This window comes from Herbiconiux sp. 320_LB, from assembly GCF_059691755.1.
Genome location: NZ_JCAWAD010000003.1, coordinates 669,977 through 696,709, shown reverse-complemented (window position 1 = coordinate 696,709; position 26,733 = coordinate 669,977). Strand labels below are relative to the sequence as shown.

Annotated in this window: 20 protein-coding genes; 11 read left to right on the top strand and 9 right to left on the bottom strand. The window is 71.2% G+C overall.

Annotated features, from left to right (window positions below):
* Positions 1-88: 88 nt before the first annotated feature.
* The 3 genes from poxB to AC59HU_RS11095 all read right to left on the bottom strand — a co-directional run bounded on the left by poxB (position 89) and on the right by AC59HU_RS11095 (position 4,573).
* Positions 89-1,822: a ubiquinone-dependent pyruvate dehydrogenase gene (poxB, locus tag AC59HU_RS11105; RefSeq protein ID WP_497223445.1), complete on the bottom strand. Its 1,734-nt coding sequence runs from the start codon at positions 1,820-1,822 to the stop codon at positions 89-91.
* Between the two features lie 104 nt (positions 1,823-1,926).
* Complete coding sequence (locus AC59HU_RS11100; RefSeq protein WP_497223444.1) at positions 1,927-3,705, bottom strand: phospho-sugar mutase; 1,779 nt, start codon at positions 3,703-3,705, stop codon at positions 1,927-1,929.
* Between the two features lie 34 nt (positions 3,706-3,739).
* On the bottom strand, positions 3,740-4,573 hold the full coding sequence (locus tag AC59HU_RS11095) for a purine-nucleoside phosphorylase (RefSeq protein WP_497223443.1): 834 nt from the start codon (positions 4,571-4,573) through the stop codon (positions 3,740-3,742).
* 97 nt (positions 4,574-4,670) lie between these two features.
* Here AC59HU_RS11095 and AC59HU_RS11090 point away from each other — a divergent pair, with 97 nt between their 5' ends.
* On the top strand, positions 4,671-6,110 hold the full coding sequence (locus AC59HU_RS11090; protein ID WP_497223442.1) for an NAD(P)H-quinone dehydrogenase: 1,440 nt from the start codon (positions 4,671-4,673) through the stop codon (positions 6,108-6,110).
* 113 nt (positions 6,111-6,223) lie between these two features.
* On the opposite strand, the gene AC59HU_RS11085 is transcribed toward AC59HU_RS11090, so the two are convergent.
* The 3 genes from AC59HU_RS11085 to AC59HU_RS11075 form a co-directional block, all read right to left on the bottom strand.
* Positions 6,224-7,234 (bottom strand): Gfo/Idh/MocA family protein, encoded by a 1,011-nt coding sequence (locus tag AC59HU_RS11085; RefSeq protein ID WP_497223441.1) that lies wholly within the window; start codon positions 7,232-7,234, stop codon positions 6,224-6,226.
* Between the two features lie 276 nt (positions 7,235-7,510).
* Positions 7,511-9,304: an acetyl/propionyl/methylcrotonyl-CoA carboxylase subunit alpha gene (locus tag AC59HU_RS11080; RefSeq protein ID WP_497223440.1), complete on the bottom strand. Its 1,794-nt coding sequence runs from the start codon at positions 9,302-9,304 to the stop codon at positions 7,511-7,513.
* Between the two features lie 79 nt (positions 9,305-9,383).
* The gene (locus AC59HU_RS11075; RefSeq protein WP_497223439.1) at positions 9,384-10,094 is read right to left on the bottom strand and encodes a Maf family protein; all 711 of its coding nucleotides are present in this window, start codon (positions 10,092-10,094) and stop codon (positions 9,384-9,386) included.
* Between the two features lie 49 nt (positions 10,095-10,143).
* On the opposite strand from AC59HU_RS11075, the gene AC59HU_RS11070 reads away from it, so the two are divergent.
* A complete protein-coding gene (locus tag AC59HU_RS11070) occupies positions 10,144-11,598 on the top strand; it encodes a class I SAM-dependent RNA methyltransferase (protein ID WP_497223438.1) in 1,455 nt (484 codons plus the stop codon).
* A 60-nt stretch (positions 11,599-11,658) separates the two neighbouring features.
* Here AC59HU_RS11070 and AC59HU_RS11065 read toward each other — a convergent pair whose 3' ends face one another.
* Complete coding sequence (locus AC59HU_RS11065; protein ID WP_497223437.1) at positions 11,659-13,899, bottom strand: cell wall-binding repeat-containing protein; 2,241 nt, start codon at positions 13,897-13,899, stop codon at positions 11,659-11,661.
* 175 nt (positions 13,900-14,074) lie between these two features.
* Here AC59HU_RS11065 and AC59HU_RS11060 point away from each other — a divergent pair, with 175 nt between their 5' ends.
* From AC59HU_RS11060 to AC59HU_RS11050, 3 genes are read left to right on the top strand one after another with little or no spacing between them, the layout of a single operon-like run.
* The gene (locus AC59HU_RS11060; protein WP_497223505.1) at positions 14,075-14,764 is read left to right on the top strand and encodes a response regulator transcription factor; all 690 of its coding nucleotides are present in this window, start codon (positions 14,075-14,077) and stop codon (positions 14,762-14,764) included.
* Positions 14,765-14,823: 59 nt separating this feature from the next.
* On the top strand, positions 14,824-16,182 hold the full coding sequence (locus AC59HU_RS11055; RefSeq protein WP_497223436.1) for a sensor histidine kinase: 1,359 nt from the start codon (positions 14,824-14,826) through the stop codon (positions 16,180-16,182).
* Positions 16,179-17,225 (top strand): DUF8320 family protein, encoded by a 1,047-nt coding sequence (locus tag AC59HU_RS11050; RefSeq protein WP_497223435.1) that lies wholly within the window; start codon positions 16,179-16,181, stop codon positions 17,223-17,225. Before AC59HU_RS11055 ends, AC59HU_RS11050 begins: the two co-directional genes overlap by 4 nt.
* Positions 17,226-17,486: 261 nt before the next feature.
* Here the strand turns inward: AC59HU_RS11050 and AC59HU_RS11045 are convergent, their stop codons facing one another.
* A complete protein-coding gene (locus tag AC59HU_RS11045; RefSeq protein WP_497223434.1) occupies positions 17,487-17,711 on the bottom strand; it encodes an acyl-CoA carboxylase epsilon subunit in 225 nt (74 codons plus the stop codon).
* 83 nt (positions 17,712-17,794) lie between these two features.
* Here AC59HU_RS11045 and AC59HU_RS11040 point away from each other — a divergent pair, with 83 nt between their 5' ends.
* On the top strand, positions 17,795-20,311 hold the full coding sequence (locus AC59HU_RS11040; protein WP_497223433.1) for a phosphatidylglycerol lysyltransferase domain-containing protein: 2,517 nt from the start codon (positions 17,795-17,797) through the stop codon (positions 20,309-20,311).
* Positions 20,312-20,329: 18 nt separating this feature from the next.
* Here the strand turns inward: AC59HU_RS11040 and AC59HU_RS11035 are convergent, their stop codons facing one another.
* On the bottom strand, positions 20,330-21,901 hold the full coding sequence (locus AC59HU_RS11035) for an acyl-CoA carboxylase subunit beta (protein ID WP_497223504.1): 1,572 nt from the start codon (positions 21,899-21,901) through the stop codon (positions 20,330-20,332).
* Positions 21,902-22,038: 137 nt separating this feature from the next.
* Between AC59HU_RS11035 and AC59HU_RS11030 the strand changes: the two genes are divergently transcribed.
* From AC59HU_RS11030 to AC59HU_RS11010, 5 genes are read left to right on the top strand one after another with little or no spacing between them, the layout of a single operon-like run.
* On the top strand, positions 22,039-22,899 hold the full coding sequence (locus AC59HU_RS11030) for a biotin--[acetyl-CoA-carboxylase] ligase (RefSeq protein ID WP_497223432.1): 861 nt from the start codon (positions 22,039-22,041) through the stop codon (positions 22,897-22,899).
* Between the two features lie 29 nt (positions 22,900-22,928).
* Positions 22,929-23,591: a PH domain-containing protein gene (locus AC59HU_RS11025; RefSeq protein ID WP_497223431.1), complete on the top strand. Its 663-nt coding sequence runs from the start codon at positions 22,929-22,931 to the stop codon at positions 23,589-23,591.
* On the top strand, positions 23,588-24,724 hold the full coding sequence (locus tag AC59HU_RS11020) for a 5-(carboxyamino)imidazole ribonucleotide synthase (RefSeq protein WP_497223430.1): 1,137 nt from the start codon (positions 23,588-23,590) through the stop codon (positions 24,722-24,724). The genes AC59HU_RS11025 and AC59HU_RS11020 overlap by 4 nt, the downstream gene beginning before the upstream one ends.
* 17 nt (positions 24,725-24,741) lie before the next feature.
* On the top strand, positions 24,742-25,242 hold the full coding sequence (purE, locus tag AC59HU_RS11015; RefSeq protein ID WP_497223429.1) for a 5-(carboxyamino)imidazole ribonucleotide mutase: 501 nt from the start codon (positions 24,742-24,744) through the stop codon (positions 25,240-25,242).
* Positions 25,243-25,247: 5 nt separating this feature from the next.
* Positions 25,248-26,612 (top strand): LCP family glycopolymer transferase, encoded by a 1,365-nt coding sequence (locus AC59HU_RS11010; RefSeq protein WP_497223428.1) that lies wholly within the window; start codon positions 25,248-25,250, stop codon positions 26,610-26,612.
* Positions 26,613-26,733: the final 121 nt, after the last annotated feature.

Genomic DNA, 26,733 nt, shown 5'->3' with positions numbered 1-26,733 from the left:
CCCTCGGCCGTCCCGTCGGTTCAGCTCCGCTGGCGGCTCAGCCGACCGGTCGGCTCAGCTGGACAACCTGCTCAGCTGAACAACCGACTCAGCTGAACAGCCGCCGGAACACGTTCGTGTCGGCCAGATCGATCAGCTCGTCCCCGCGCCCCGAGAGCAACGTGCGGATGGCGTAGAGCGTGAAGCCCTTGGCCTGCTCGGCCGTGATGGTCGGCGGGATCGACAGCTCCTGACGGGCGGTGACGACGTCGACGAGAGCCGGCCCGTCGTGCGCGAACGCGGCCCGGAGCGCGCCCTCGAGGTCGTTCGGCTTCTCGACCCGCTGCCCGTGGATGCCGATCGCGTTCGCGAGCGCCGCGAAGTCCGGGTTGTCGAGCTCGGTGCCGAAGTTGACGATCCCGGCCGCCTTCATCTCGACCTCGACGAAGTTGAGCGAGGAGTTGTTGAACAGCACGATCTTGACCGGGAGCTTGTTCTGCCGCAGGGTCAGCAGCTCGCCGAGCAGCATGGCGAGCCCGCCGTCGCCCGACAGGGCCACGACCTGGCGGCCCGGGAACGCGGTCTGGGCGCCGATGGCCTGCGGCAGCGCGTTGGCCATCGACCCGTGGCTGAACGAGCCGATCAGGCGACGTGATCCGTTCATCCGGAGATAGCGGGCGGCCCAGACGACGGGTGAGCCGACGTCCGGGATGAACACCGCGTCCTCGGACGCCAGCTCGCTGACCAGGCGGGCGACGTACTGCGGATGGATCGGCGTGCGGTCATGGTCGTTGTCGGCCAGGGAGTCGAGCTCTCTGCGGGTCTTCGCGTAGTGCTCGGTGCTCGCATCCAGATGGCGGGTGCTCGTCTTGGTCTCCAGCAGCGGCAGCAGGGCGTCGGCGGTGTCGCCCACGTCGCCGACCAGCGCCAGGTCGACGGGGGTGCGCTTGCCGATCTGCTCGCCGCGGAGGTCGACCTGGATGATCTTCGCCTTCGACGGGAAGAACTGCGGGTACGGGAAGTCGGTGCCGAGCATCAGCAGCACCTCGCAGCTCTCCATCGCCCGGTAGCCCGAGGCGAAGCCGAGCAGCCCCGTCATGCCCACGTCGTAGGGGTTGTCGTACTCGAGGAACTCCTTGCCGCGGAGCGCGTGCACGATCGGCGCCTTCAGCGTCTCGGCCAGCGCGATCACCTTCGCGTGCGCGCCCTCGGTGCCTGCGCCGCCGAGGATCGTGACCTTCTTCGTGCCGTTCAGGAGCGCCGCGGCCGCCGCCAGCTGATCGTCGGCGGGCCGGACCACGCTGCGGGTGGCCACGATCGGGGCGGTGCGCCCCTTGCCCTCGTGCTCCTTGAGGAAGATCTCGCCCGGGACGACGACGACCGCCACCCCGCGCTTCTCGATCGCGGCGCGCATCGCGATCTCGAGCACCCGCGGCAGCTGCTCGGGGGTGCTGACCAGCTCGACGTAGACGCTGCACTCGCGGAACAGCTCCTGCGGGTGCGTCTCCTGGAAATATCCGGTGCCGATCTCGGAGGCCGGGATGTGCGAGGCGATCGCCAGCACCGGCACGCGGCTGCGGTTGGCGTCGTAGAGGCCGTTGATCAGGTGCAGGTTTCCGGGGCCGCAGCTGCCGGCGCAGACCGCCAGCTCGCCGGTCAGGGCCGCGTCGGCCGCCGCGGCGAACGCCGCCGCCTCCTCGTGGCGCACGTGCTGCCAGGAGACGGAGTCGCGGCGGCGGATCGCATCCGTGAACCCGTTCAGCGAGTCGCCCGGGAGACCGTAGACCCTCGTCACCCCGGCTTCCGCGATGACGTCGACCATCTTCTCCGCGATTGTGCTCATGCACCGAATCTACGGCCGCAGCGGATGCTCCGCATCCGCCGTCCGTCGAACGTGCGCCGGATGCGGGTGTCCGGGAAGGTCGGCGGCCTCGAGAGCCGTGCCGGTTACGAGAGCCGGTCCCGCATCCCGCCCTCGAGCTTCTGCAGCAGCTCGACGACCGCGTCGCGCCGGTCGGCGAGACTCCCGTCGTCGCTCCAGGCGTCGAGATAGATCTTCAGCTTCGGCTCGGTGCCGCTCGGCCGCACCATCACGCGCGCCCCCGGCAGCAGGATCCGCAGCACGTCGCTCGGCGGAACCCCGTCGACACCCCGGCTGAGGTCGTCGATGCGTTCGACCGGCAGGCCGCCGATCTCGGCCGGCGGATCCTCGCGCAGCGCGGACATCACCGCGTCGATCTGAGCCAGGTCGGTCACGCGGAGCGAGATCTGCGCCGAGCCGTAGTGACCGAAGCGGCCGCTGAACTCGTCGAGCCGGTCGGCGATCGTGCGGCCCGAGGCGGCCAGCTCGGTCGCCAGGTCGAGCAGGGCAATCGCAGCCGAGATGCCGTCCTTGTCGCGCACGGTCGCCGGGTTGACCAGGTAGCCGAGGGCCTCCTCGTAGCCGAAGACCAGGCCGGGAGCGCGGGAGACCCACTTGAACCCGGTGAGCGTCTCGGTGAACCCGAGCCCGTACTCCCGGGCGACGGCGCCGAGGGCGGGGGAGGAGACGATCGAGCAGGCAAGCGTCGCCGACGGCTCCTCGTCGAGCAGGTCGTCGCCGGGCTGCACGGCCGCCGAGGCCGCGGCCTCCGCGGCGCGCCAGCCGAGCAGCTGGCCGACCTCGTTGCCGGTCAGCGAACGGTAGCCGCTGGCCGACGAGCCGTCCGGCACCGCGATCGCGAGGCGGTCGGCGTCGGGATCGCTCGCCACGATCAGGTGCGCGCCGACCGCACGAGCGGTCTCGAACGCGAGGTCGAGGGCTCCCGGCTCCTCCGGGTTCGGGAACGCCACGGTCGGGAACGCCGGATCGGGCTCGATCTGGGCCTCAACGATCACCGGCCGGGCGAACCCGGCACGGTCGAGCACCCGGGAGAACGTCTCCCAGCCGACCCCGTGCATGGCGGTGTAGGCGACGGTGAGCCCGGCCGCCGCATCCTGTCGCAGTTCGCGGGGCGTGGTCGCGACGGCCGCGGTGGCATCGACGTAGCGCTCGACGACGCTCTCGTCGGCGATCTCGTAGTTGCCCGACCGCGGCAGCGCGAGCACGTCGCCGGTCGCGGCGACCCGGTCGATGTGCGCCGCGATCCCGGCGTCGGCCGGCGGCACGATCTGCGAGCCGTCGTCGGCGCCGCCGAGGTAGACCTTGTAGCCGTTGTCGCGCGGCGGGTTGTGCGAGGCCGTGACCATCACGCCGGCCGAGACCTTCAGGTCTCTGACCGCGAAGGCGACCAGGGGCGTCGGCAGCAGACGCGGCAGCAGCACCGCACGGATGCCCGCGCCCGCCATGATCTCAGCCGTGTCGATCGCGAAGACCCGCGAGTTCTTGCGCCCGTCGTAACCGATCACGATCGAGGGGCGCTCGCCGGGCTGCGCACGCTCGAGCAGGAAGGCGGCGAGCCCCGCCGCCGCCTGCGCGACCAGCACCCGGTTCATCCGGTTCGGGCCGGCGGCCAGCTCACCGCGGAGGCCGGCGGTGCCGAAGGCGAGCCGCGACCCGAAGCGCGACCGCAGCTCGTCGGCCGACCCCGGGAGGCTCGAGCCGACCTGCCGCAGCAGCGCGGCGAGCTCGTCGCGGGTCTCGGGATCGGGGTCCTGCGCCATCCACGCCATCGCGGCGTCGACCAGCACCTCGACGTCGTTGCGGGACTCGGGTGCCGGGTTCGCCCCGGCGGTGTTCTCGCTCATCGCGACTCCTCGGTTCCCGGCCGACGGGCGGCCGTCACAGCGCGCCGACCACGCGGGCGAGCATCCCGCCGATCGCGGCCTCGGCGTTGCGGCCGGCCTCGATGACCTCTTCGTGGCTCAGCGGGGTCTTCTGGATGCCGGCGGCGAGGTTCGTGATCAGCGAGAAGCCGATGATCTCCATCCCCGCCTCGCGGGCGGCGATGGCCTCGAGCGCGGTCGACATGCCCACGATGTGGCCGCCGATGGCCTTCGCCATCTGCACCTCGGCCGGCGTCTCGTAGTGCGGGCCTCGGAACTGCACGTAGACGCCCTCGTCGAGCGACGGCTCGACGCTCCGGGCCAGGTCGCGCAGGCGGGCCGAGTACAGGTCGGTGAGGTCGATGAACGTGGCGCCCTCGAGCGGGGAGTCGGCGGTCAGGTTGATGTGGTCGCTGATCAGCACCGGGGTGCCCGGGGTCCAGGTCTCCTTGATGCCGCCGGCGCCGTTGGTGAAGATCATCGTCTTCACGCCCGTGGCGGCCGCGGTGCGCACGGCGTGCACGACCCGGCGCACCCCGTGGCCCTCGTAGTAGTGGGTGCGCGCGCCGATCACCAGGGCGTGCTTGCCGGTCGGCAGCAGGATCGAGCGCAGGGTGCCGACGTGGCCGGGCACGGCCGGCATCCCGAAGCCGACGACGTCGCTCGCCGGGATCGTCGCGACCGTCTCGCCGATCAGGTCGGCGGCCTTGCTCCAGCCGCTGCCGAGCACGAGGGCGATGTCGTGGTGCTCGACCCCGGTCAGCTCGGCGATCCGCGCCGCGGCGGCATCGGCGACCTCGAACGGGTCGGTATCGGGAAGGTCGAGGGGATTCGAGGTCGTGGAGGACATCCATCCACTCTATTCAGTCGCACGCCCGTGCGGTGCCCGGGGATCGTTCGTCATCCGTTGGTTTTGCGGGCTTCGGCCGACACAGGACAATGGAGCCATGGGCAATGCATTCGAGCGCAAGCAGAGGGTCGCCGTCGTCGGGGGAGGCCCCGGGGGGTACGAGGCCGCGATCGCCGGAGCGCAGCTCGGAGCCGAGGTCACGCTGATCGAGCAGGTCGGCGTCGGCGGATCGGCCGTCATCACCGACGTGGTGCCCTCGAAGACCCTGATCGCCGTGGCCGAGGCCACCAACGCGATCGGTGAGGCCGCCGACCTCGGCGTGCAGTTCTTCGCCCGCAACGAGACCACCGGGCGACCCGTGCGGCCCGAGGTCGCCGTGAACCTCGCCCAGGTCAACAAGCGCCTGCTCGGCCTCGCTCGTCAGCAGTCGGAGGACATGCGGGCCAGCCTCATCCGCGCCGGCGTCAAGATCGTCAGCGGCCACGGGCGCCTCGACGGCCCCGACTCGGTCATCGTCTCCACCGGCGCCGGAGCCGACGGCGTCGACTTCGACCACATCGACGCCGACACCATCGTCGTCTCCGTCGGCGCCAGCCCGCGGCTGCTGCCGAGTGCCATGCCCGACGGCGAGCGGATCTTCACCTGGACCCAGCTCTACGGCCTCACCGACGTGCCCGAGCACCTCATCGTCGTCGGGTCCGGTGTCACCGGCGCCGAGTTCGCCTCGGCCTACCGCGCACTGGGCTCGAAGGTGACCCTGATCTCCTCGCGCGACCAGGTGCTGCCGGGTGAGGATGCGGACGCCGCCGCCGTGATCGAGAACGTCTTCAAGCGCAACGGGATGACGGTGCTCTCGAAGTCGCGCGCCGACTCGGTCGAGCGCACCGCGACCGGAGTGGTCGCGACCCTGTCCGACGGCACCAAGGTCGAGGGCTCGCACTGCCTGATGGCCGTCGGGTCCATCCCGAACACCCGGGGCATCGGGCTGGAGGAGGCGGGCATCCAGCTCTCCGAGTCCGGCCACATCCGCGTCAACCGGGTCGCGCGCACCAGCGCCCCCAACATCTACGCCGCCGGCGACTGCACCACCTTCCTGCCGCTGGCCTCGGTCGCGTCGATGCAGGGGCGCACCGCGATGTTCCACGCGATGGGGGATGCGGTGAACCCGACCGAGCTGCGGAACGTGGCGTCGAACATCTTCACCCAGCCCCAGATCGCCACCGTCGGCTGGACCCAGCGGCAGATCGAGGAGGGCATCGCCCAGGGCGACATCTACAAGCTGCCGCTCTCGTCGAACCCGCGCGCCAAGATGATGGGCATCAAGGACGGCTTCGTGAAGCTGTTCGCCCGCACCGGCTCGGGCACGGTCATCGGCGGGGTCGTCGTGGCGCCGAACGCCTCCGAACTCATCTTCCCGATCGCACTCGCGGTCGAGCACCGGCTCACCGTCGACCAGGTGTCGCGGGCGTTCACGGTGTACCCGTCGCTGTCGGGGAGTATCTCGGATGCGGCGCGGGCTATGCATATCGTGCTGTGATGCTGCCGGGATGCGCGTGCTTCGCGCGCGTATCCCGGGTCGCGCCGGTCCCTGCCCGGCGCGACGCGACATGCTCGGGTGAGGTCGCTTCGCGGCCTCGCCCTCACCTTGGGTCAATGAGTACGGCCTGCTGCTTGGATTCGGTCGATCAGGTGCATGGTTCGGGCGTTGTCCTGGGCGTCGCTCGGGGGGTCGGTGGGGGTTTGGGGGGCGCCGGCGACGGCGGCGGCGAAGGAGGTGAGTTCGCCGACGAAGCCTCGGAGATGGAGGTCGCGGGCGGTACCGGACATCGCGCTCTCGGCGGGGCGGAACAGGTCGACGTGCTCGGCGAGGGAGAGCCAGCCGGCGGCGGACCGGGCCGCATCCGGAACCGTGCGGTGCACCCGGAGCTCGACGGCGTCGACGGTCTGCGCGTAGCCGGTGTCGCCGGTGACGTGGAGGGTCTCGGTCTCGCTGGATCCGCTCGGCAGGCCCGTGAGGTCGAGGGTGCCGGCGACGCCCGACTCGAAGCCGACCAGCACCGAGAGGGCCACCCGTGCGCCCTCGCCCGACCCGATCGCGGCCACGGTCGCCACCTCGCCGAAGACGAACCGCACGAGGTCGACCAGGTGGATGGCCGCGAGCTTGAGGTACTCCTCCTCGTCGGCGCAGAACGGTGTGCTGTCGCAGGTGAACCGCAGCGAGAACGAGCGCACGGTGCCCAGCTCGCCTCCCTGCACCAGCTGCCGGAGTCGGCGGTAGACCGGCGCGTGCCGCTTCATGAAGCCCACCCGCAGAACGGTGCCCGCGGCATCCGCTCGCTCGGCGATGCGATCGGCCTCGTCGCCGGTCCAGCCCAGGGGCTTGTCGACGAAGACCGCCTTGCCGGCGTCGATCGCCTCGAGCGCGATCCGGGTCTGGTCGGCGGGCTGGGCGATCACGGCGACGGCGTCGATCGCCGGGTCGGCGAGCAGCTCGGCCGCGGATCCGTACGCGGCGCCCTCCGACCCGATGAGGCGCAGCGCCTCGCGCGAGCGCTCGAGGTCACGCGTGGCCAATCCCGCGACCGGTATCCCGGCGAACGCCAGAGCAGGAACGATGTTGGTCCGCGCATGAAACCCCGCGCCGACAAGTCCAAGATGCACCCCTAAACCCTAGGCCCCCGCCCCACCCACCCCGACCCGTCACCAGTTGTCGCCATTCGCCCCCGTTAGCGACAACAACTGACGTCTCGCCGACAGTCAGGGGGCAACGAAACCCCACTCGACGGCACACAACTCAACGGCACACAAAGCTGCGGGCCATACTCGCCGACCCAGGGTGAGCGCGTCGCCGCGGATCACGACCGAAGGCCGCGATCCGCGACGGCACGCGAACATGTAGCCCGCGCCGGGCAGGGACCGGCGCGGCAGCAACACAGCTCAGATCACATCCAACAACACATGCCCCGACGAAACCGTGCTCCCCACCACCGCCGTGATGTTCCCGATCGTCCCGTCTTTGTGGGCCGTGATCGGCTGCTCCATCTTCATCGCCTCGAGCACCAGCACGAGGTCGCCCTTGACGACCTTGTCGCCGTCGGCGACCGCGATCTTGACGACGGTCGCCTGCATGGGCGCCTTCACCGAGTCGCCGGTCGCGGTCGAGATGCCGGCCGCGACCGCGCCGCGGCGCTTCGGGGCCGCACCGGCGGAGTGACCCGAGGCCTGGCCGGCCGCGGCACCCGCGCGGGCGCTCGCCGACAGCAGTCGGGCGGGGAGGGCCACCTCGACGCGCTTCCCGTCGACCTCGACGACGACGGTGCGGCGCTCGGCCGCGGGAGCCGCATCCTCGAGCGACCCGCTCCACGGCTCGGCCGGGTTGTCGTAGTCGGTCTCGATCCAGCGGGTGTAGATGGAGAACGGCTCGCCGTTCTCGGGCGCGAAGGCCGGGTTGCGGACCACGTCGCGGTGGAACGGCAGCACCGTGGGCAGCCCGGCCACCTCGAACTCGTCGAGGGCGCGTCGGGCGCGCTCCAGTGCATCCTCTCGCGACGACCCGGTCACGATCAGCTTCGCGAGCAGGGAGTCGAAGGAGCCGGAGATGACGTCGCCGGCCTGGACGCCCGAGTCGACGCGCACGCCGGGGCCGCCGGCGGGCTTGAAGACGTGCACCGGGCCGGGCGAGGGGAGGAAGCTGCGCCCCGGGTCTTCGCCGTTGATGCGGAACTCGAACGAGTGCCCGTGCGGCGCCGGGTCGTCGTAGTCGAGCACGCCGCCCTCGGCGAGCCGGAACTGCTCGCGCACCAGGTCGATGCCCGTGACCTCCTCGGAGACGGGGTGCTCGACCTGCAGGCGGGTGTTGACCTCGAGGAAGGAGACCGTGCCGTCCTTCCCGACGAGGAACTCGCAGGTGCCCGCTCCGAGGTAGCCGACCTCTTTGAGGATGGCCTTCGACGCGGAGTAGAGCAGGGCGTTCTGCTCGGGGGTGAGGAAGGGCGCGGGGGCCTCTTCGACCAGCTTCTGGTGCCGGCGCTGCAGCGAGCAGTCGCGGGTGGAGACCACGACGACGTTGCCGTGCGCGTCGGCGAGGCACTGGGTCTCGACGTGTCGCGGGCGGTCGAGGTACTTCTCGACGAAGCACTCGCCGCGACCGAAGGCGGCGATCGCCTCGCGGGTGGCCGACTCGAACTGCTCCGGAACCTCTTCGATCGTGCGGGCGACCTTGAGGCCGCGACCGCCGCCGCCGAAGGCCGCCTTGATGGCGACCGGCAGACCGTGCTCGGCGACGAACGCGAGCACCTCCTCGGCACCGTTGACCGGGTCGATGGTGCCCGGTGCGAGCGGCGCGCCGACCTTCTCGGCCACGTGGCGGGCCGAGACCTTGTCGCCGAGCTTCTCGATCGCCTCCGGGCTCGGGCCGATCCAGATCAGGCCGGCGTCGATCACGGCGCGGGCGAAGTCGGCGTTCTCGGCCAGGAACCCGTAGCCGGGGTGCACGGCGTCGGCGCCGGAGCGGCGGGCGACCGAGAGGATCTTGTCGATCACGAGGTAGGTCTCGGCGCTCGTGGTGCCGTCGAGGGCGTAGGCCTCATCGGCCAGCTGGACGTGCAGGGCGTCACGATCCTGGTCGGCGTAGACGGCGACGGAGACGATTCCGCTGTCGCGAGCGGCCCGGATGACCCGGACGGCGATCTCGCCTCGGTTGGCGATGAGGACCTTGGAAATACGAGGCATAATCCTCAAGCTTATTGCCGCCGCCCCCAACCCTTTTGGCATGTGGCGACAAAAATGCCTTGGGCACTGCTCGCAGTGTCTACAAAGAACCGTGCTCGCGGTCGTGGTTCCACAGCTCGGTCCAGTCGACTCCGGCCTCGCGGAGGAGGTCGCGCACGACCGGCAGCGACATCCCGATCACGGCCGACGGGGAGCCCGTGATGGTGCGGATGAACGGGGCCGCGAGACCGTCGATGGTGAACGCCCCGGCCACCAGCAGCGGTTCGCCCGAGCCGACGTAGGCGTCGATCTCGGCGTCGGTGATGTCGTCGGCGAAGGTCAGTTCGGCCTGGTCGGTGCGGCCGGCGGCCCCGCGTCGCCGCCCGCCGCGGTAGTCGATCAGCCAGTGGCCGGAGTGCAGCACCCCGGTGCGGCCGCGCTGGCCGAGCCAGCGCTCGCGGGCCACCTCGGGGCGGTGCGGCTTGCCGTAGGCGACCCCGTCGAGCTCGAACGCCGAGTCGCCGCCCAGGATGAAGCCGTCGACCGGCTGCGGGTCGTCGGCGAGCGAGTCCGCGGGTCCCTCGAACGGGATTCGGCCGCCGGCTGCGGTCACGGTGTCGGCGACCGCCTCGGCCTTGGCCTCGGCGAGCAGCTGCACCATCTCGGCGGCGGTCAGCGGGCCGCGTTCGGCGACCGCGCGCACGACGGCCGCATCCTCGTCGACCTCGGAGGGGAGCACGACCGGCTCGATACCGATCTGCCGTAGCAGGGCTAGGCGGGCGGGCGAGGTCGAAGCGAGGTAGAGGCGCACGCGCACAGCCTAAGGCGAGTCTCTGATCGCGGTGTGGGATGCTCGGACGATGGCCGAACAACACCCCGCTCCCGTCGAACTGCAGATCGATTCCATCGCGCACGGCGGCGTCTCCGTCGCCCGACTCGACGGGCGGGTGGTCTTCGTCGCCGACGCCATCCCGGGCGAGCGGGTGCTCGCGCGGGTCACCGACGACGGCAAGAGCTCGTTCTGGCGCGCCGACACGGTCGAGGTGCTCGAGGCCTCGCCCGACCGGGTGCCCCACGTCTGGTCGGCCGCCTCGATCGAGCGCGACCCCTCGGGGCGGGCGGGCGGCGCGGAGTTCGGGCACATCGCCCTCGCACGCCAGCGCGCGCTCAAGGCCGAGGTGCTGACGGATGCGCTGCACCGCTTCGGCGGACTCGACCGGTCGGTGCCGATCGAGATCGAGGTCGAGCCGATCGGCAGCGGTTCGGTGCGGGAGGACGGCACGCGCTGGCGGTCGCGGATCCGCCTGCACCGGGGCGCCGACGGGCGGTTCGGGCCGTACGCGGCCCGGTCGCACACCGTGGTGCCGGTCGAGGATCTGCCGCTGGCGACCGCCGCGGTCGAGGAGGCCGCCGCCTTCGGGCGCCGGATGGACGACGTGGATGCCGCGGCGATCGAGATCGTCGAGACTTCGGGCGGCGAGGTGCGCGTGCTGGAGGTCGCCGAGGAGCGGTCGAAGACCGGTCGGGGCGGGCGCGGGCGTGGGGCTGGCGGGCGCGGTGCGGGCGGGCGCGGTGCGAGTCGTGGTCGTGGTCGCCAGGACGGCGGGCGCGGGGCGGGCGGAGGCTTCGATCGGGACGACTCTGGAGCCGCGGGCGCGGCCTCGGGCTCTGGCTCCGGTTCGGGTTCGGGTTCGGCCAAAGCAGCCGCGACCGTCGTCGAGCGCGTGGGCGATCGGGAGTTCCGGCTCGCCGAGAACGGCTTCTGGCAGGTGCACGTCGACGCCGCCCGCACCCTGACCGAGGTGGTGCAGTCGCAGACCCGTGCCGACCTGTTCGACCCCCGTGCCGCCAACCAGGACCTGTACGGCGGAGTCGGTCTGCTCGCCGCCGCGATCGCCGACCGCTTCGGCCCGGCGACCCGCATCACGAGTGTCGAGAGCGATCCGACGGCCACCGACAACGCTTCGGAGAACCTCGCCGAGTGGCTCGGGGCGCGTGCCGTCACGGGTCGGGTCGACCGGTACCTCGCCGAGCTCGAGAAGACCGCGGCCGGCTCGGCCGAGGACCGCCGTCGCCTCGCCGCCGCCACCGTCGTGATCGACCCGCCGCGCTCGGGTGCCGGGCGCCAGGTGGTCGAGTCGCTCGCCCGCCTCGACGTGGCTCAGGTCGTCTATGTCGCCTGCGACCCCGTGGCCTTCGCGCGCGACCTCGCCACCTTCCGCGAGGCGGGCTACGAGCTCGACGCCCTCCGAGCCTTCGACCTCTTCCCCCACACCCACCACTTCGAAACCGTAGGCACCCTCATCCGCGCCTGAGCGGCCGGCGGGTGGAGGCGCACCTCGACCCGCCGACCGATCAGCCAGGATGCTCAGAGGTCAGGGGCTCGGCAGCACGACGAATCCCGTCAGCTGATCGACCACCTCGTCGGAGATCGTCTGCGGCCCGCCCAGAACGACGATGCGATCCGGCTGGAGCGCCTCGAGGGTGGGGATCACCGACGTCGGCAGCGCTCGATCCTGCACGAGCAGCACCGGTGAGTCCTGGGTGATCGCAACGGCCGATGCGGCCAAGGCGTCCGGGAACTCCTGGCCCGACGCGATGTAGACCGTCCCGCCCGTCTGCCCCGCGAACTCCGATCCGGCGACCGCCGCGGCCGTCTCGTAGCGATCGGAACCGGCCAGCCGTGTCGTCGTGGAAACGGTCGAGAGCTGCGCGATCACGGACTCGGCGATCGTCTCGGCCCCGCCGATCACGACGATGCGGCTCGGCTGAAGGGCCCGGATCCGTTCCAGGACCACCGAAGGCACGGAGTTCTTCTGCGTGAGGAGCAGGGGCGAGTCCTTTCCGGCACCGGCGCCCCCGCTCAGCGAGTCGGCGGCGATCTCTCCGGATGCGACGAAGACCACGGGTGCGGTGTCGAACGTCGCCGCCGCGATCGCGGCCGAGACCTCGTACCTGTCCGCTCCACCGATCCGCTGGATGATCCGCCCCCGGGAGGCAAGCGCACTCTCGACGGCGAGCCCCACGGTGGCCGGGCCGCCGAGGATCACGACCCGGGTCGCTCCCAGCTCGTCGATCTGGGCGAGCGTGGTGTCGCTGATCGTGCCCTTCTGGGTCAGGAGGATCGGCGACCCGGCGACGCCCGCTGCCACCGATCCGCTCAACGCGTCCGGGAAGGTCTCGCCCGATGCCAGGAACACCGAGTCGGAACCGTTCGGGAACTCGGCCCGGGCCAGCGCGTTCGCCGTCTCATAGCGATCCGAGCCACTGACCCGGGTCGCGCGCGGCATCGTGTTGATGTTGCCGAGGAAGGTGTGCCACGCGCGGTGCTTGGGGCTGGGCGGGTAGGTGTCGGGAGTCAGGTTGGTCGCCGCGGAGGTCCAGACGACGAACCGACCGTTCGACGACAGCGACGGCACGTGGGATTCCGCGTTTCCCGGGTCGGGCACCCGGCTCCTGCTGACCAAGCCGACCTCGCCGGAGATCCGGTTCCTGCTGTAGACCTGGGCTCCACCTCCGGTCGACCCCGCCGACTCGTACGCGACCACGCTCCCGTCTGCCGTGATGGACGGAGACGAGGCGACGACGGGGCTCGACCTGCCCTCGCGGCTCTCCAGGGTCGTCGTGCCCGTCGAGCGATCGTGGACGAACACGTGCGATTCCGACGGGATCGCCGTGGGGAGGAGGTTGCCCGCGCGACTCTCGAATGCGACGCTCCGCCCGTCTCCGGAGAGATCGACGACGACCGAGTCCCCGTTGGAGGCCGTGGAGCGGGTTCCGTCGACGGTGACGAGCTCGGTGACGTAGCGGGCGGTGTCCCTCAGGTAGACCTGCCGATGGCCCGCGGTCGGGAGAGCAGTGTGCGCGTCGGAGGACAGGAAGGCCACGTAGCGGCCGTCGGTGGAGACGGACGGCCCGGTCGCGCTCAGAGACGGATCGTCTTCGACGATCGTCGTCGCCCCGGTGCGGACGTCGACCTTGTAGGCCCTCGACCGCGGGACGACGTACGGGTCGCCGGGGAGGACGTCCGTGGCGTCGGTCTCGTAGACCACCGTGCTTCCGTCTCCGGACAAGTCGAGGGACCTCACTTCGGCATTGACGCTCTGCCCGGCAGCCACGTAGCTCGTGCTGATCTTGGAAATCGCGCCCGTGGCGATGGTGTACACGAACGCCTGAGCGGCCGACGTGCCGGACCCGGGCAGGAGATACCCGCTCGCGATGAAGGCCACGTACCGACCGTCGTCGGATACGACGGGCGCACGGCCGTACAGGGAGCCGGCCGGCAGGTCGTCGTTCTTCGTCAGCATCGTCGTGGTTCCGAGCACCGTGTCGCGGAGGAAGACCTGCGAACTGACGACGGACGGTTCGCTCCCGCCGCCGGGGATGAGATTCCACGCGTTGGAGGTGAAGGCGACGTATCTGCCGTCGGCCGAGACGGACGGACGCTCCGCCTGATCCTCGTTGTTGATCGAGGCGACTCCCGGTGACGTCACATCGATGAGCTGGATCTGGCCGGGGAGGGGTGGCGCGGCGTGGGCCGCGGGCGTGCCGGTGAGCAGGGCCGCGACGGCCCCGAGGGTGATCGCACCGGCGAGCGATCGGATGTGTCGGGTCATAGCTGAGAAAATATCACTGCAACTGTCGAAAAGCACGGGTTCGGTGAGAATTCGTCGGAAACTGCACGGTCGTAGGATGGCGGGAGGTCGACGAGGGGTGACGGTGCACGTGGAGACGACGGATGCGCGAGCCGACGGCGGGGCCGGGGCCGACGCGGCGACGGCCGACGAGACCGTGGCTGTCACAGCCGCCGACGGCGAGACCGGGGCCGGGGGCGGCGTGCGGGTGGCGATCGTGGACGACCACGAGTCGGTGCGCCTGGGCATCCGGGCCGCGTGCCAGGAGGCGGGGTTCGAGGTCGTGGCGACCAGCGCATCCGTCAGCGAGCTGTGGGTGGCCCTCGCGGGCACGAGCTGCGACGTCGTGGTGCTCGACCTGAGCCTCGGCGACGGGTTCAGCGTGACCGAGAACGTGCAGCACGCCCGCTCGATGGGCGCCGCCGTGCTGGTGCACAGCATCGCCGACCGGGTGGGGCTGGTGCGGGAGGCGCTCGCCGCCGGCGCGGCCGGAGTGGTGCCGAAGTCGGCCGCGACCAGCGTGGTGATCGGCGCCGTCGCCGCCGTCGCGCGCGGGGACGTGCTCAACAACCTCGAGTGGGCGAGCGCGATCGACGCCGACCGCGAGTTCGGCAAGGCCCAGCTCGCCCAGCGCGAGCGCGACGTGCTGCACCTCTACGCCTCCGGACTTCCGCTGTCGCAGGTCGCCCTGAAGCTCGGCATCAAGACCTCTACCGCGAAGGAGTACCTCGACCGGATCCGCGCGAAGTACGTCGAGGTCGGCCGCCCGGCGCGGTCGAAGGTCGAGCTGCTGCGGCGCGCCGTCGAAGACGGCATCCTCGCGCTCGACGACCCGGGCCAGGGCTGACCCGCGCCCGCACGGCGCAGACACCCATGACGGCCAGACCCCGTGACCACCGAGCCCCGATGAGCACGCCCACCCGCACCCCACCCGGCCGCCCCGAGCTCGGCCGCACCCCACCCGGCCGCACCCGCTTCAGCCGCGCCAAGATCGACAGCACCCTCGCCCGTCTCGAGGGCCTGTTCGGCTTCGGCTTCGCACTGCTCTCCCTCCCCGTGCTCAACGCCTCGATCGACACGCTGAAGCCCGAGTGGGCCTGGGGTGTCTCGATCGTGACCTTCGGGTCGATCGCGCTCGCCTTCGTCTGCTCCCTGGTCGGCCGCGGCATCCGCGTCAGCATGGCGCTCGTCGCGCTGCTCTTCGCGGTCACCCTGCTGCTCTGGCCCCTGGCGGTCCGCACCCCGGATGCCGCCCTCGGCGTGCAGCCGTGGCTCTGGTACATCGTGATCGTCGCGGTCGGCGCGGCCGGTATCTCGTTCCCCACCCTGTGGGCCGGGGTCTACACCGTCGCGGTGCCGGTGATGTTCGCGGTGCTGCGCATCCTGCCCGCCGGCGGCGGGGTGGGGTGGCAGCTCGCGACACTCGACGCGTTCTATGCGCTCGTGCTCGGCTCGTTCGTCGTGATCGTCATCACGACCCTCCGCGCGGCGGCCTCCCGGGTGGATGCGGCGCAGGCGACGGCTGTGCGACGCTACGCCGAGGCGGCCAAGCGGCACGCGACCGAGCAGGAGCGCACCCGGGTCGACACCGTCATCCACGACCGGGTGCTCTCGTCGCTGCTCGCGGCGGCGCGGGCGGTCTCGCCCGCCGACCGGGCGCTCGCGGTGCAGATGGCCGAGCAGGCGCTGGTCGCCCTGCACAGCGCCGACGCGGAGTCCGACGGCTCGGCCGACCAGCCCGTCGCCGTGCTCGTCGAGCGGCTCCGCGCCCTCTGCGGCACCCTCGACGCGGACATCGCCTTCGACGTGGAGGGCGATCTCGGCCAGGCCGTGCCGGCGCGCGTGCTCGAGGGGATGTACGCGGCCGCCGTGCAGGCGGTGGTCAACAGCATCCGGCACGCGGAGTCGCCGGGCCCGGGTCCCGATGGATCGGAAGCGGTGGCGGCAGCAGAAGCCGCTGCAGCAGCAGAGGCCGCGCCACCCGGCATCGAAGACCTCGAAGACACCGTCCCCCTCGCCCCGTCCCGCCGCCGGGTCGCCCGCAGCATCCGGATGCACGGCTGGGGCGTCGCCGGCCTCACCGTCGTGATCGCCGACACCGGGGTCGGCTTCGACGTCGACGCCGTGCCGGCCGATCGGCTCGGCCTCCGCATCTCCATCCGCGAGCGGCTCACCGCCGTCGGAGGGGCGGCCCACGTGCGCTCGGTGCCGGGGGCCGGCACCTCCGTCATCCTCGAGTGGTCGCCCGACGGAGGCCGCCCGTGATCTCCCTGCCCCGCACCCTCCTCGTCGGTCTCGCCGCCCTGTTCTCGGCGTTCCACATCGTGCTCGGCATCTCGGCGCTCGACGTGCCGGACTCGCCGTGGCCGGCCGTCGTCGCCATGGTGCTCTACGGCGCCGCCACGGTCGTCAGCCTCGCGCCGTCGAAGCGGGTGAGGATGCCCGCGGGCCTCGCCGCCGCGAACATCGCGGTGGTCGCGGTGGGCCTGATCCTGGTGCTGACCCAGCTCGATCCGGCCAGGCAGAACGGCTACGCCACCTGGATCGTCGGCGCGGTCGGCACCCTGATGACGATCACCGCCGTGCGGCAGCGGCCGTGGTTCGCCTGGGCGGGCATCGCGCTGATGCTGCTGGCGATGACGATCTGGTCGCGCGACATCCTGGCGCTGCCGGCGCTCGGGGCGACCGGCGGCCCGGTCTGGGTGGGCGTCGCCCACGCCGCGTCGCTCGCGATCGCGCGGGCGGCCCGGGATGCGCGGCTGCTCGAGCAGGCCGAGCAGCGCGCGGCCGAGTGGCAGGCGCAGGAGGAGGCCGAGTTCTTCGAACGACGGATGCGGCTGGCCCAGATGAACCGGCGGGTCGAGCCGATGCTCCGCACGATCGTCACCACCGACGGCGCCCTCGACGACGAGCAGCGCCGCGAGTGCCTGCACCTCGAGGCCGCGATGCGGGACGAGATCCGGGGCCGGCGGCTGCTGGACGACCGGGTGCGCACCGAGGTCATGCAGGCCAGGCGACGCGGGGTCGAGGTCACCCTGCTCGACGACGGCGGCATCGACGAGCTCGACCGGGCCGATCACGCCCGGATCACCGCGACGATCGCCCGCGAGATCGGCGAGACCACGGCCGACCGGGTGATCGTGCGGACCGCGCACGACGACGAGCAGGTGGCGGTGACGATCGTGGGGCTGAAGGCCGCCGACGAGGGGGCGGCGGAGGATCCCGAGGTCGCGCTCTGGGTGGAGGTGCCGCGTACCGCGAACGGGCCTGAACAGGCCCCGGACGAAGAAGTGCCGGGGGCCGACTGACGTCGACCCCCGGCGAGTCTTCGAGTCAGGACGACAACCCGAATATCGCCCTGACTCGCCCCCGGAGACGAGCCCGCTTACCCTAGTCGACCCGTTCCGGCGGTGCCGCTCCAGAAGAGAGACACCTTGCGATACCTATTCTGGTGACCCGGGCGCAAGCGCACAGTCGGTCTTTCGGTGGACATTTTCGCGAGCGCTTTCAGGAAGCGTTCACCGAGCATCCAGACGAGCGGCCGTTCAGACGAGCAGGCGACCCGCGACTCAGGCGCTGAAGCCCCGCCAGTGCCCGGCACCCGGATGCAGCGGCGCGCGCACGGTGCGCTGGCTGCGCTCCCAGGCGGAGGGGTTGATCCGCACCCCGGAGTGCAGCTCGTCGAGCTCTTCCTCCACGGCGGCCTCGACGACCGCGACCACGGCCGCGAGCTCATCGGGGGAGAGGGCTGGGGTCAGCACGCGCAGGGGCGTGGAATCCGTCGTCTCGTCCACATCGTCGAGGCTACATTAGATCCCAGGCCGCAGTGGGCCGGGCGTGGCCGGGGCGGAACCCGGACCGCAGAGGGGACCGGGGAATGAAGAACACGCTCGAATTCACAGGGCGGTACCTGCGGACGGTGCCGCTCAGCATCGCCTTCGCCGCCATCATCCTGATCACCTCCCTGATCGCCGGCACGTTCTTCGGCACGGCGTCGGAACAGACCCAGGCCGCCTGGGCCGCGGGCGTGACCACGACGGTCGACGCGGGCACCTGGTGGACGGTCTTCACGGCCCCGTTCATCCCGTGGGACCCGTTCCAGCTGGTCTGGGGCATCGTCGGTTCGCTGGTGCTGCTCGGGGTCGCGGAGCGGCACCTCGGCCGCCGGCGCCTCGTGCCGGTCTTCCTGGTGACTGGCTTCCTCGGGGTCGGCCTCGGGGTGCTGGTGCAGTGGGTCGGCTCGCTCGCCGGCGAGTGGTGGGCCGACGGCACGAGCGCCGACCTCACGATGGACCCCTTGACCCCGATCGTCGGTTCGATCCTGACCGCGAGCGCGTTCATGACCGCCCTCTGGCGCCGACGCGTGCGCCTGGTCGCCTTCGGTCTGCTGATTATGTTCGCGCTCTACGACGGCGACACCTCGACCGTGTACCGGCTGATCGCGGGCGTCGCCGGTCTCGTGATCGGGCACTTCCTCTCCGGGCGGGAGCACAAGGTCGTCTTCCGCAAGAGCTCGTTCGGCGAGGTGCGGCTGCTGATCGCGACGATCGTGCTCATCACCGCCCTCGGCCCGCTCGTCTCCCTCCTCAACCCCGACGGCAACGGCGCCTTCGGGCTGGCCGGCAGCTTCTACGGCGACATCTTCCCGAGCGCCGCCGACATCAACGACCTCTGCCAGACCGCGACCTCCTCGGCCTGCGACGACATGCGCCGGCTCGCCGCGCTCGGCGGCGTCGGCCCGATCGTGCAGACCTTCGTGCCGCTCGCGCTGCTGCTGGTCGCCGCCTGGGGCCTCCGTCGCGGCCGGCGGTTCGCGCTCTGGCTGGCCGTCGTCACCAACGTCGCGCAGATCGTGCTGGCCTTCGTCTTCCTCGGCCTCGCCGCCTCCTTCGTGCCGCTGATCGACGGCGACACCAGCGAGCTGCAGGCCGTCGACGTCGGGGAGTACATCGTCTGGGGCGGCTCGACGGTGCTGGTGCCGCTGGCCGTCGCCATCCTGCTCGTGATCGCGCGGAGGCGGTTCGCCGTGCGGGCGCCGCGGGAGGCCGTCATCCGCTTCGCCGTCGTCGTGATCGGCAGCTTCCTCGCGCTCTCGCTGGTGTACCTCGTGGCCGGCGGCATCACGATCGGGCAGTTCACGCCGAACGGAGTCACGATCGTCGACCTCGCCTTCGACCTGCCGCGTCGGTTCCTCCCCGTGACCATGGTCGGGGTCACCGGAGACGTCGTCGTGCCCTCGGCCGGGGTGACGCTGTTCCTGTTCCAGTGGATGGGGCCGGTGTTCTGGGCGGTCTTCACCGTGGCGTCCTTCCAGCTGCTGGCCTCGATGGAGCAGTCGGTCAAGGTCGGCGACCCGCAGCGCATCCGGGCCCTCCTCCGCCGGGGTGGGGGCGGCACGCTCGGCTGGATGACCACCTGGCCCGGCAACGTGTACTGGTTCGACCAGGCCCAGGATGCGGCGGTCGCCTACCGGGTGATCAACGGCGTCGCGATCACCATGAGCGACCCCGTCTGCCGCCCGGGCGACGAGGCGCGCACGGTGCGCGAATTCGTCGCGTTCTGCGACGCGCGCGGCTGGATCCCGGTCTTCTACAGCGTGCACGAGCAGTTCCTGCCGGTCTTCGACGAGCTGGAGTGGCAGTACATGTCGGTGGGCGAGGAGACGCTCATGCACCCGCAGTCGCTGGAGATGACGGGCAAGTCGTGGCAGAACGTGCGCTCGTCGCTCAACCGCGGGGTGCGCGAGGGCATGACCACGGTCTGGACCACCTATGACGAGCTCTCCCGCTCCTACATCTCGCAGATCAACGCGATCTCCGAGGCCTGGGTCTCGGAGAAGGAGCTGCCCGAGATGGGCTTCACGCTCGGCGCGCTCGAGGAGATCAAGGATCCCGACGTGAAGCTCATGCTCGCGATCGACGCCGAGGGGAAGATCGCGGCGGTCACCAGCTGGCTGCCGGAGTTCCGCGACGGGGTCCCGGTGGGTTACACCCTCGACTTCATGCGCCGCGCCGACGGCTCGATGGGCGGCACGATGGAGTTCCTGATCGCCTCCTCGGCTCTGCACATGAAGGAGGAGGGCGTCGAGGTGCTCTCGCTCTCGGGCGCCCCGCTCGCGGTCGCACCCGTGCCCAAGGGTGAGGAGCCGCCGGCGCCGACCGTGATGACCGGGCTCGCCGAGTTCTTGGCCAAGGCGCTCGAGCCGGCCTACGGGTTCTCGTCGTTGTTCAAGTTCAAGGCCAAGTTCAACCCGACCTACTCGACCATCTACATGGCCTACCCGAACCCGCTCGCGCTGCCCACGATCGGCGGCGCGATCGGCAAGGCCTACCTGCCGTCGATGAGCGGCAAGGAGGCGGTGTCGCTGGTGCGCACCCTCATCCCGCGCCGCTGAGCGGCGACATGGGCCTGCCTAGAGCGGGATGTTGCCGTGCTTCTTCGGGGGCAGGCTCGCGCGCTTGGTCTTGAGGGCGCGGAGGGCCTTGGTGATCGCCACGCGGGTGGCGGCCGGCTCGATCACGCCGTCGAGCTCACCGCGCTCGGCCGCGAGGAACGGCGAGGCCACGTTGTAGGTGTACTCGTTCGCGAGCTTGGTGCGCACGGCGGCGACGTCTTCGCCGGCCTCCTCGGCGCGCTTGATCTCACCGCGGTAGAGGATGTTGACCGCGCCCTGACCGCCCATCACCGCGATCTCGGCCGTCGGCCAGGCGAAGTTGATGTCGGCGCCGAGCTGCTTGGAGCCCATGACGATGTAGGCGCCGCCGTAGGCCTTGCGCAGGATGACCGTGACCAGCGGCACGGTCGCCTCGGCGTAGGCGTAGAGCAGCTTCGCCCCGCGGCGGATGACGCCGGTCCACTCCTGGTCGGTGCCCGGCAGGTAGCCGGGGACATCCACCAGCGTGAGGATCGGGATCGAGAAGGCGTCGCAGAACCGCACGAAGCGGGACGCCTTCTCACCGGCCTCGATGTTCAGGGTGCCGGCCATGGCGCTGGGCTGGTTGGCGACGATGCCGACGCTGCGGCCCTCGATCCGCGCGAAGCCCACCACGATGTTCGGCGCGTACAGCGGCTGGGTCTCGAGGAAGTCACCGTTGTCGACCAGGTGCTCGATGACGGTGTGCACGTCGTAGGGCTGGTTCGGCGAATCCGGGATGATCGTGTTCAGCTTGCGGTCCGCATCCGTCACCTCGAGCTCGACGGCGCTGTCGTAGACCGGCAGCTCGGCGAGGTTGTTGTCGGGGAGGAAGCTGAGCAGGGCCCGGGCGTAGTCGAGCGCGTCGTCCTCGTCGCTGGCCAGGTAGTGCGAGACGCCGGAGATCTTGTTGTGCGTGAGCGCGCCGCCCAGCTCCTCCATGCCGACGTCTTCGCCGGTGACGGTCTTGATCACGTCGGGGCCGGTGACGAACATCTGGCTGGTCTTGTCGACCATGATCACGAAGTCGGTGAGGGCGGGGGAGTAGACCGCGCCACCGGCCGCCGGGCCCATGATGATCGAGATCTGGGGGATGACACCGGAGGCGGCCGTGTTGCGGCGGAAGATCTCGCCGTACTTGCCGAGGGCGACGACGCCCTCCTGGATGCGTGCGCCGCCCGAGTCGAGCATCCCGATGATCGGGACGCCGGTCTTCAGCGCCAGATCCATCACCTTGATGATCTTCTCGCCGGCGACCTCGCCGAGCGAACCGCCGAAGATCGTGAAGTCCTGCGCGTAGACCGCGACCTGGCGGCCGTGGATCGTGCCGGTGCCGGTGACGACCGCGTCGCCGTAGGGCCGGGACTTCTCCATGCCGAAGGCGTGGGTGCGGTGGCGCACGAACTCGTCGATCTCGACGAAGGAGCCGTGGTCGAGCAGCTGCTCGATCCGCTCGCGGGCGGTCTTCTTGCCGCGCTTGTGCTGCTTCTCGATCGCCGCCTTGCCGGAGGCCGTCACGGCCTCGTGGTAGCGGTTCTTGAGGTCGGCCAGCTTGCCCGCCGTCGTCATCATGTCGGGGAGGGTGGTGCTGGGCTCGGTGGTCTGGTCGTCGCTCACGCCGTTCACTCTACCGGCCAGTCCTCGGGCCACCTCGTTGATGAAACCCTACAAAACCACCGGGGCGGCTTGTCACGAAGTAGCGTGGGCGCATGGATCTGCCGCTGTCCGCACCCCTCTCGCCCAAGCTCGTCTGGCTGGCCCAGGCCGGTTCGACCAACGACGTGCTGGTGCAGGCGGCGACCGGGCCGGCGGGGGCGGACTGGCCCGCGTTCTCGGTCGTCGCGACCGACGACCAGGTGGCGGGCAAAGGCCGGCTCGGGCGGGTATGGACGGCGCCGGCGGGGCGTTCGCTCGCGGTCTCGGTGCTGCTGCGGCCCCCCGCATCCGTCGACCGCGACCGCTGGGGGCTGCTGCCGCTCGTGGCGGGGCTGGCGATGGCGCGGGCGGCGGACCGGTTCCTGGCGGGGGCTAGCGGGGTGACCGGCGCGAGCGGCTCGAGCGGGGTGACCGGCGCGAGCGGCGCGCCCGGCGCTCCCGTCGCCCTCAAGTGGCCGAACGACGTGCTGGTGGGCGAACGCAAGCTCTCGGGCATTCTCGCCGAGTTGCTGCCGGATGCGGCGGGCCTGGTGATCGGCACCGGCGTCAACCTCTCGCTCCGGGCCGACGAGCTGCCCACCCCGCAGGCGACCTCGCTCGTGCTCGCGGGGGCCGACCCGACGGCGGTGACGGCGGATGCGGTGCTCGCGGCCTACCTGGAGGAGCTGACCGCGCTCTTCCACGCCTGGGCCGACCACGGGGGAGACCCCGTGGCGAGCGGGCTGCTCGACGCCGTCGTCGACCGCTCGGCCACGCTCGGCCGTGCCGTGCGGGTGGAGCTGCCCGGCCCGTCGATGCGGATCGGGACGGCGCGCGCCATCGATCCATCGGGGCGCCTCGTCGTCGACACGGCCGAGGGCGAGCTCGTGGTCGCCGCGGGCGATGTGACGCATCTCCGGCACAGCGACAGCTGATTCCGGGCCGGAGCCGCCAGACTGTGCTCATGACCGGGCGGAACGAGGAGACGGAGCGCTTCGGCTGGGGCGCGCCCGCCGCCGCATCCGGTCATCCCGCCCCGCAGGCTCCGGCCTTCGACGACCTGCTCGGCGGCATCCCCCAGCCCTACGGCTTCGCCGGCCACACCGACCACACCACGAACGTCGAGCCGGTGCGGGAGCCCGCCCCCGAGACGATCCTGCTGCGGGTGCGCCCGCACGCCCGGCGCCTGGTGCTCCCCGTGCTGATCCTGTTCGCGACCGTGACGGCGTTCGGCTGGTACGGCGGCCGGTTCCCGGAGGAGTGGCAGAACTGGCTGGCGCTGGGCGCCGCCGCGGGGCTGCTGTTCTTCGGCACGATGCTGCCCTTCTTCGCCTGGCTCGGCCACCGGTACACCCTCACCGACCGCCGCATCATCGCCCGCAGCGGCTTCGTCGTGCGGCACCGGCAGGACCTCTATCTCGCCCGGGTCACCGACGTGCGCCTCCGCCGCGGTCCGCTGCAGGCGATGGCGGGCTCGGGCGACGTGCGGGTGACCGCCGGCCCCGACCTGACGCTCGTGCTGCACGACGTGCCGAGCGCGCGCCTGGTCGCCGGTCTCCTCGGGGAGCTCACCGAGCATCCGACGCCCTCCACGCCGTACTACGGCGCGGGTAAACTGGTGCCGTGACTTTTCGAGTGGGCGTGATCGGCGGCGGACAACTCGCGAGGATGATGGTGCCCCCGGCGATCGAGCTGGGCATCGACATCCGGGTGCTGGCCGAGAGCGAGGGCATGGCGGCCGCGATCGCGGCCACCGCGGTCGGCGACTACACCGACCTCGAGACCGTGCGGGCCTTCGCGCGCGACGTCGACGTCGTGACCTTCGACCACGAGCACGTGCCGCAGGCGGTGCTCCGGGCCCTGGTCGCCGACGGCGTCCGCGTGCATCCCGGTCCGGATGCGCTCCAGTTCGCGCAGGACAAGCTGGCCATGCGGCAGCGGCTCGGCGAACTCGGCGTGCCGATGCCCGACTGGGCGCGGGTGGCGACGCCGGCCGAGCTCGACGACTTCCTCGCCGACCACGGCGGTCGTGCCGTGGTCAAGACCGCGCGCGGCGGCTACGACGGCAAGGGCGTGCGGGTGGTGTCGGCGGCCGAGCAGGCCGAGGACTGGTTCCGCGCGCTCGACGAAGACGGCAACGGCGGGGCGCTGCTGGTGGAGGAGCTGGTCGACTTCCGTCGCGAGCTCGCGCAGCTGGTCGCCCGGCGGCCGAGCGGCGAGCTCACTCTGTGGCCCGTGGTCGAGTCGATCCAGCGCGACGGCGTCTGCGCCGAGGTCATCGCCCCGGCACCCGGCGCGTCGCTGAAGCTCGCCGAGCTGGCGGCGCAGATCGGCACCACCATCGCCGAAGCGCTCGGGGTCACCGGGGTGCTCGCGGTCGAGCTGTTCGAGACGACGGACGAGCGCATCCTGGTCAACGAGCTGGCCATGCGACCGCACAACACCGGGCACTGGACCATCGACGGCTCGACCACCAGCCAGTTCGAGCAGCACCTCCGTGCCGTGCTCGACCTGCCGCTGGGCGCGACCGGCATCCGCGACCCGTGGAGCGTCATGGTCAACATCCTGGGCGGGCCCGCCGACGGCGACCTCGACCGGCCGGCGGCGCTGGCGCTCGACGACCAGCCGACGGCCAAGCTGCACCTCTACGGCAAGTCGCCCCGGCCCGGCCGCAAGATCGGGCACGTCACGACCTCGGGTGAAGATCTCGACGAGGTCGTGTTCCAGGCGCGTGCCGCTGCCGCCTTCTTCACCGACTGAGACCTATCATCGGGGGCATGCCCTCCGAACAGCCGATCGTGGGCGTCGTCATGGGGTCGGATTCCGACTTCTCGGTGATGAGCGACGCCGTGCAGGTCTTGAACGACTTCGGCGTGCCCGTCGAGGTGCAGGTGGTCTCCGCCCACCGCACGCCCGAGAAGATGATCGACTACGGCCGCAGCGCTCGCGCGCGCGGCCTCAAGGTGGTCATCGCGGGCGCGGGCGGGGCGGCGCACCTGCCCGGGATGGTCGCGGCCGTGACGACGCTGCCGGTGATCGGCGTGCCCGTGCCGCTGGCGCGGCTCGACGGCCTCGACTCGCTGCTCTCGATCGTGCAGATGCCCGCCGGCATCCCGGTCGCCACCGTGTCGATCGGGGGCGCGAAGAACGCCGGGCTGCTCGCTGTCAGCATTCTCTCGACCCACGATGGTGAGCTAGCCGACGCGCTGGATGCCTACCGCGCCGGGCTCACGGAGCTCGTCGAACAGAAGAACGAAGCCCTGCAGACCCGCCTATGACCGCTATGACCGCGAACTCCACCGCGAGCCCGATCCGGTATCCGGACACCTCCTCAGCCAAGGCCATGACGGTCAGGGGCTGGTGGCTCGTGGTGCTGAACTTCCTCATGCCGGGTTCGGCCCAGGTGCTCGCGGGCAACCGCAAGCTCGGCCGGTTCGGACTGTACTTCACGTTCGCGCTGTGGCTGATGGCGATCATCGGCATCGTGGTCTACCTGATCTGGCCGCAGGTCATCTTCTCCATCGTCACCAACCCGATCCCGCTCACGCTCGTGCAGGGCGTGCTCGTCGCCTACGCGGTGCTCTGGGTCATCTTGACGCTCGACACCCTCCGCCTCGTGCGGCTGGTCAACGTCGGATCGAGCGCGCGGCCGTGGCTGGCGATCTTCTCGGTGCTGCTCCTGGTCGTCACCTCGGGCGGTGCCGCCTGGGCGGCCTACGTCGCGAACGTCGCCCAGAGCGGCCTGAGCGCCGTGTTCTCGGCCCAGGCGGCAGCCGAGCCCCCCGTCGACGGCCGCTACAACATCCTGCTGCTCGGTGGCGATGCCGGGCCCGACCGCGACGGGATGCGGCCCGACAGCATGACCGTGGTCAGCATCGACGCCGACACCGGTCGCGCGACGATGATCGGCATCCCGCGCAACCTGGAGCAGGTGCCGCTGCGCGAGGGGTCGCCGTTGATCGGCACCGACTACGCGCCGGACGGCACCTACGACTGCGGCAGCGACTGCCAGATCAGCTTCCTCTACCCGCGCGTCGAGGCCTTCGACCAGGACCTGTACCCGAACGCCGACGCCGAGGGGTCGAACCCGGGCGTCGAGGCGACGAAGGACGCGGTCGAGGGCGCCCTGGGCATGACCATCCAGTACTACGTGATGATCGACATGCAGGGCTTCTCCGACCTGATCGACGCGCTCGGCGGCGTCGACATCAACGTGACCGAGAAGCTGCCGATGGGCGGCGACGAGGACGGCAACGAGATCGAGGGCTGGATCTGGCCCGGCGAGCAGCACATGAACGGGTACACCGCCCTCTGGTACGCGCGGTCGCGGCACACCACGAGCGACTACGACCGGATGCAGCGACAGGGCGAGCTGCAGACGGCCATCCTGCAGCAGTTCCAGCCGGTGAACGTGCTGACGAAGTTCCAGGGCATCGTCGAGGCCGGCACGCAGGTCGTGCAGACCGACATCCCCCAGTCGACGCTCTCCTACTTCCTCGACCTCGCCCTCAAGACCCGTCAGCTCCCGGTCGACCGCGTCGACCTCACCCCGCCCCTCATCGACCCCGAGGCCCCGGACTGGGACCTCGTGCGGAGCACGGTGCAGAGTGCGCTGAACCCGGCGCCGGAGACGGACTCGGCTGGCTGAACAAGGGTGCCGGCAGGTGAGGGCTGACTGACGGTCTCTTGCGTTCCGGCAGGTGACGGCCCACTAACGGCATTTCCATGCCGGCAGGGGAGGGCCCACGAACGGCTTTTCCGTTCCGGAA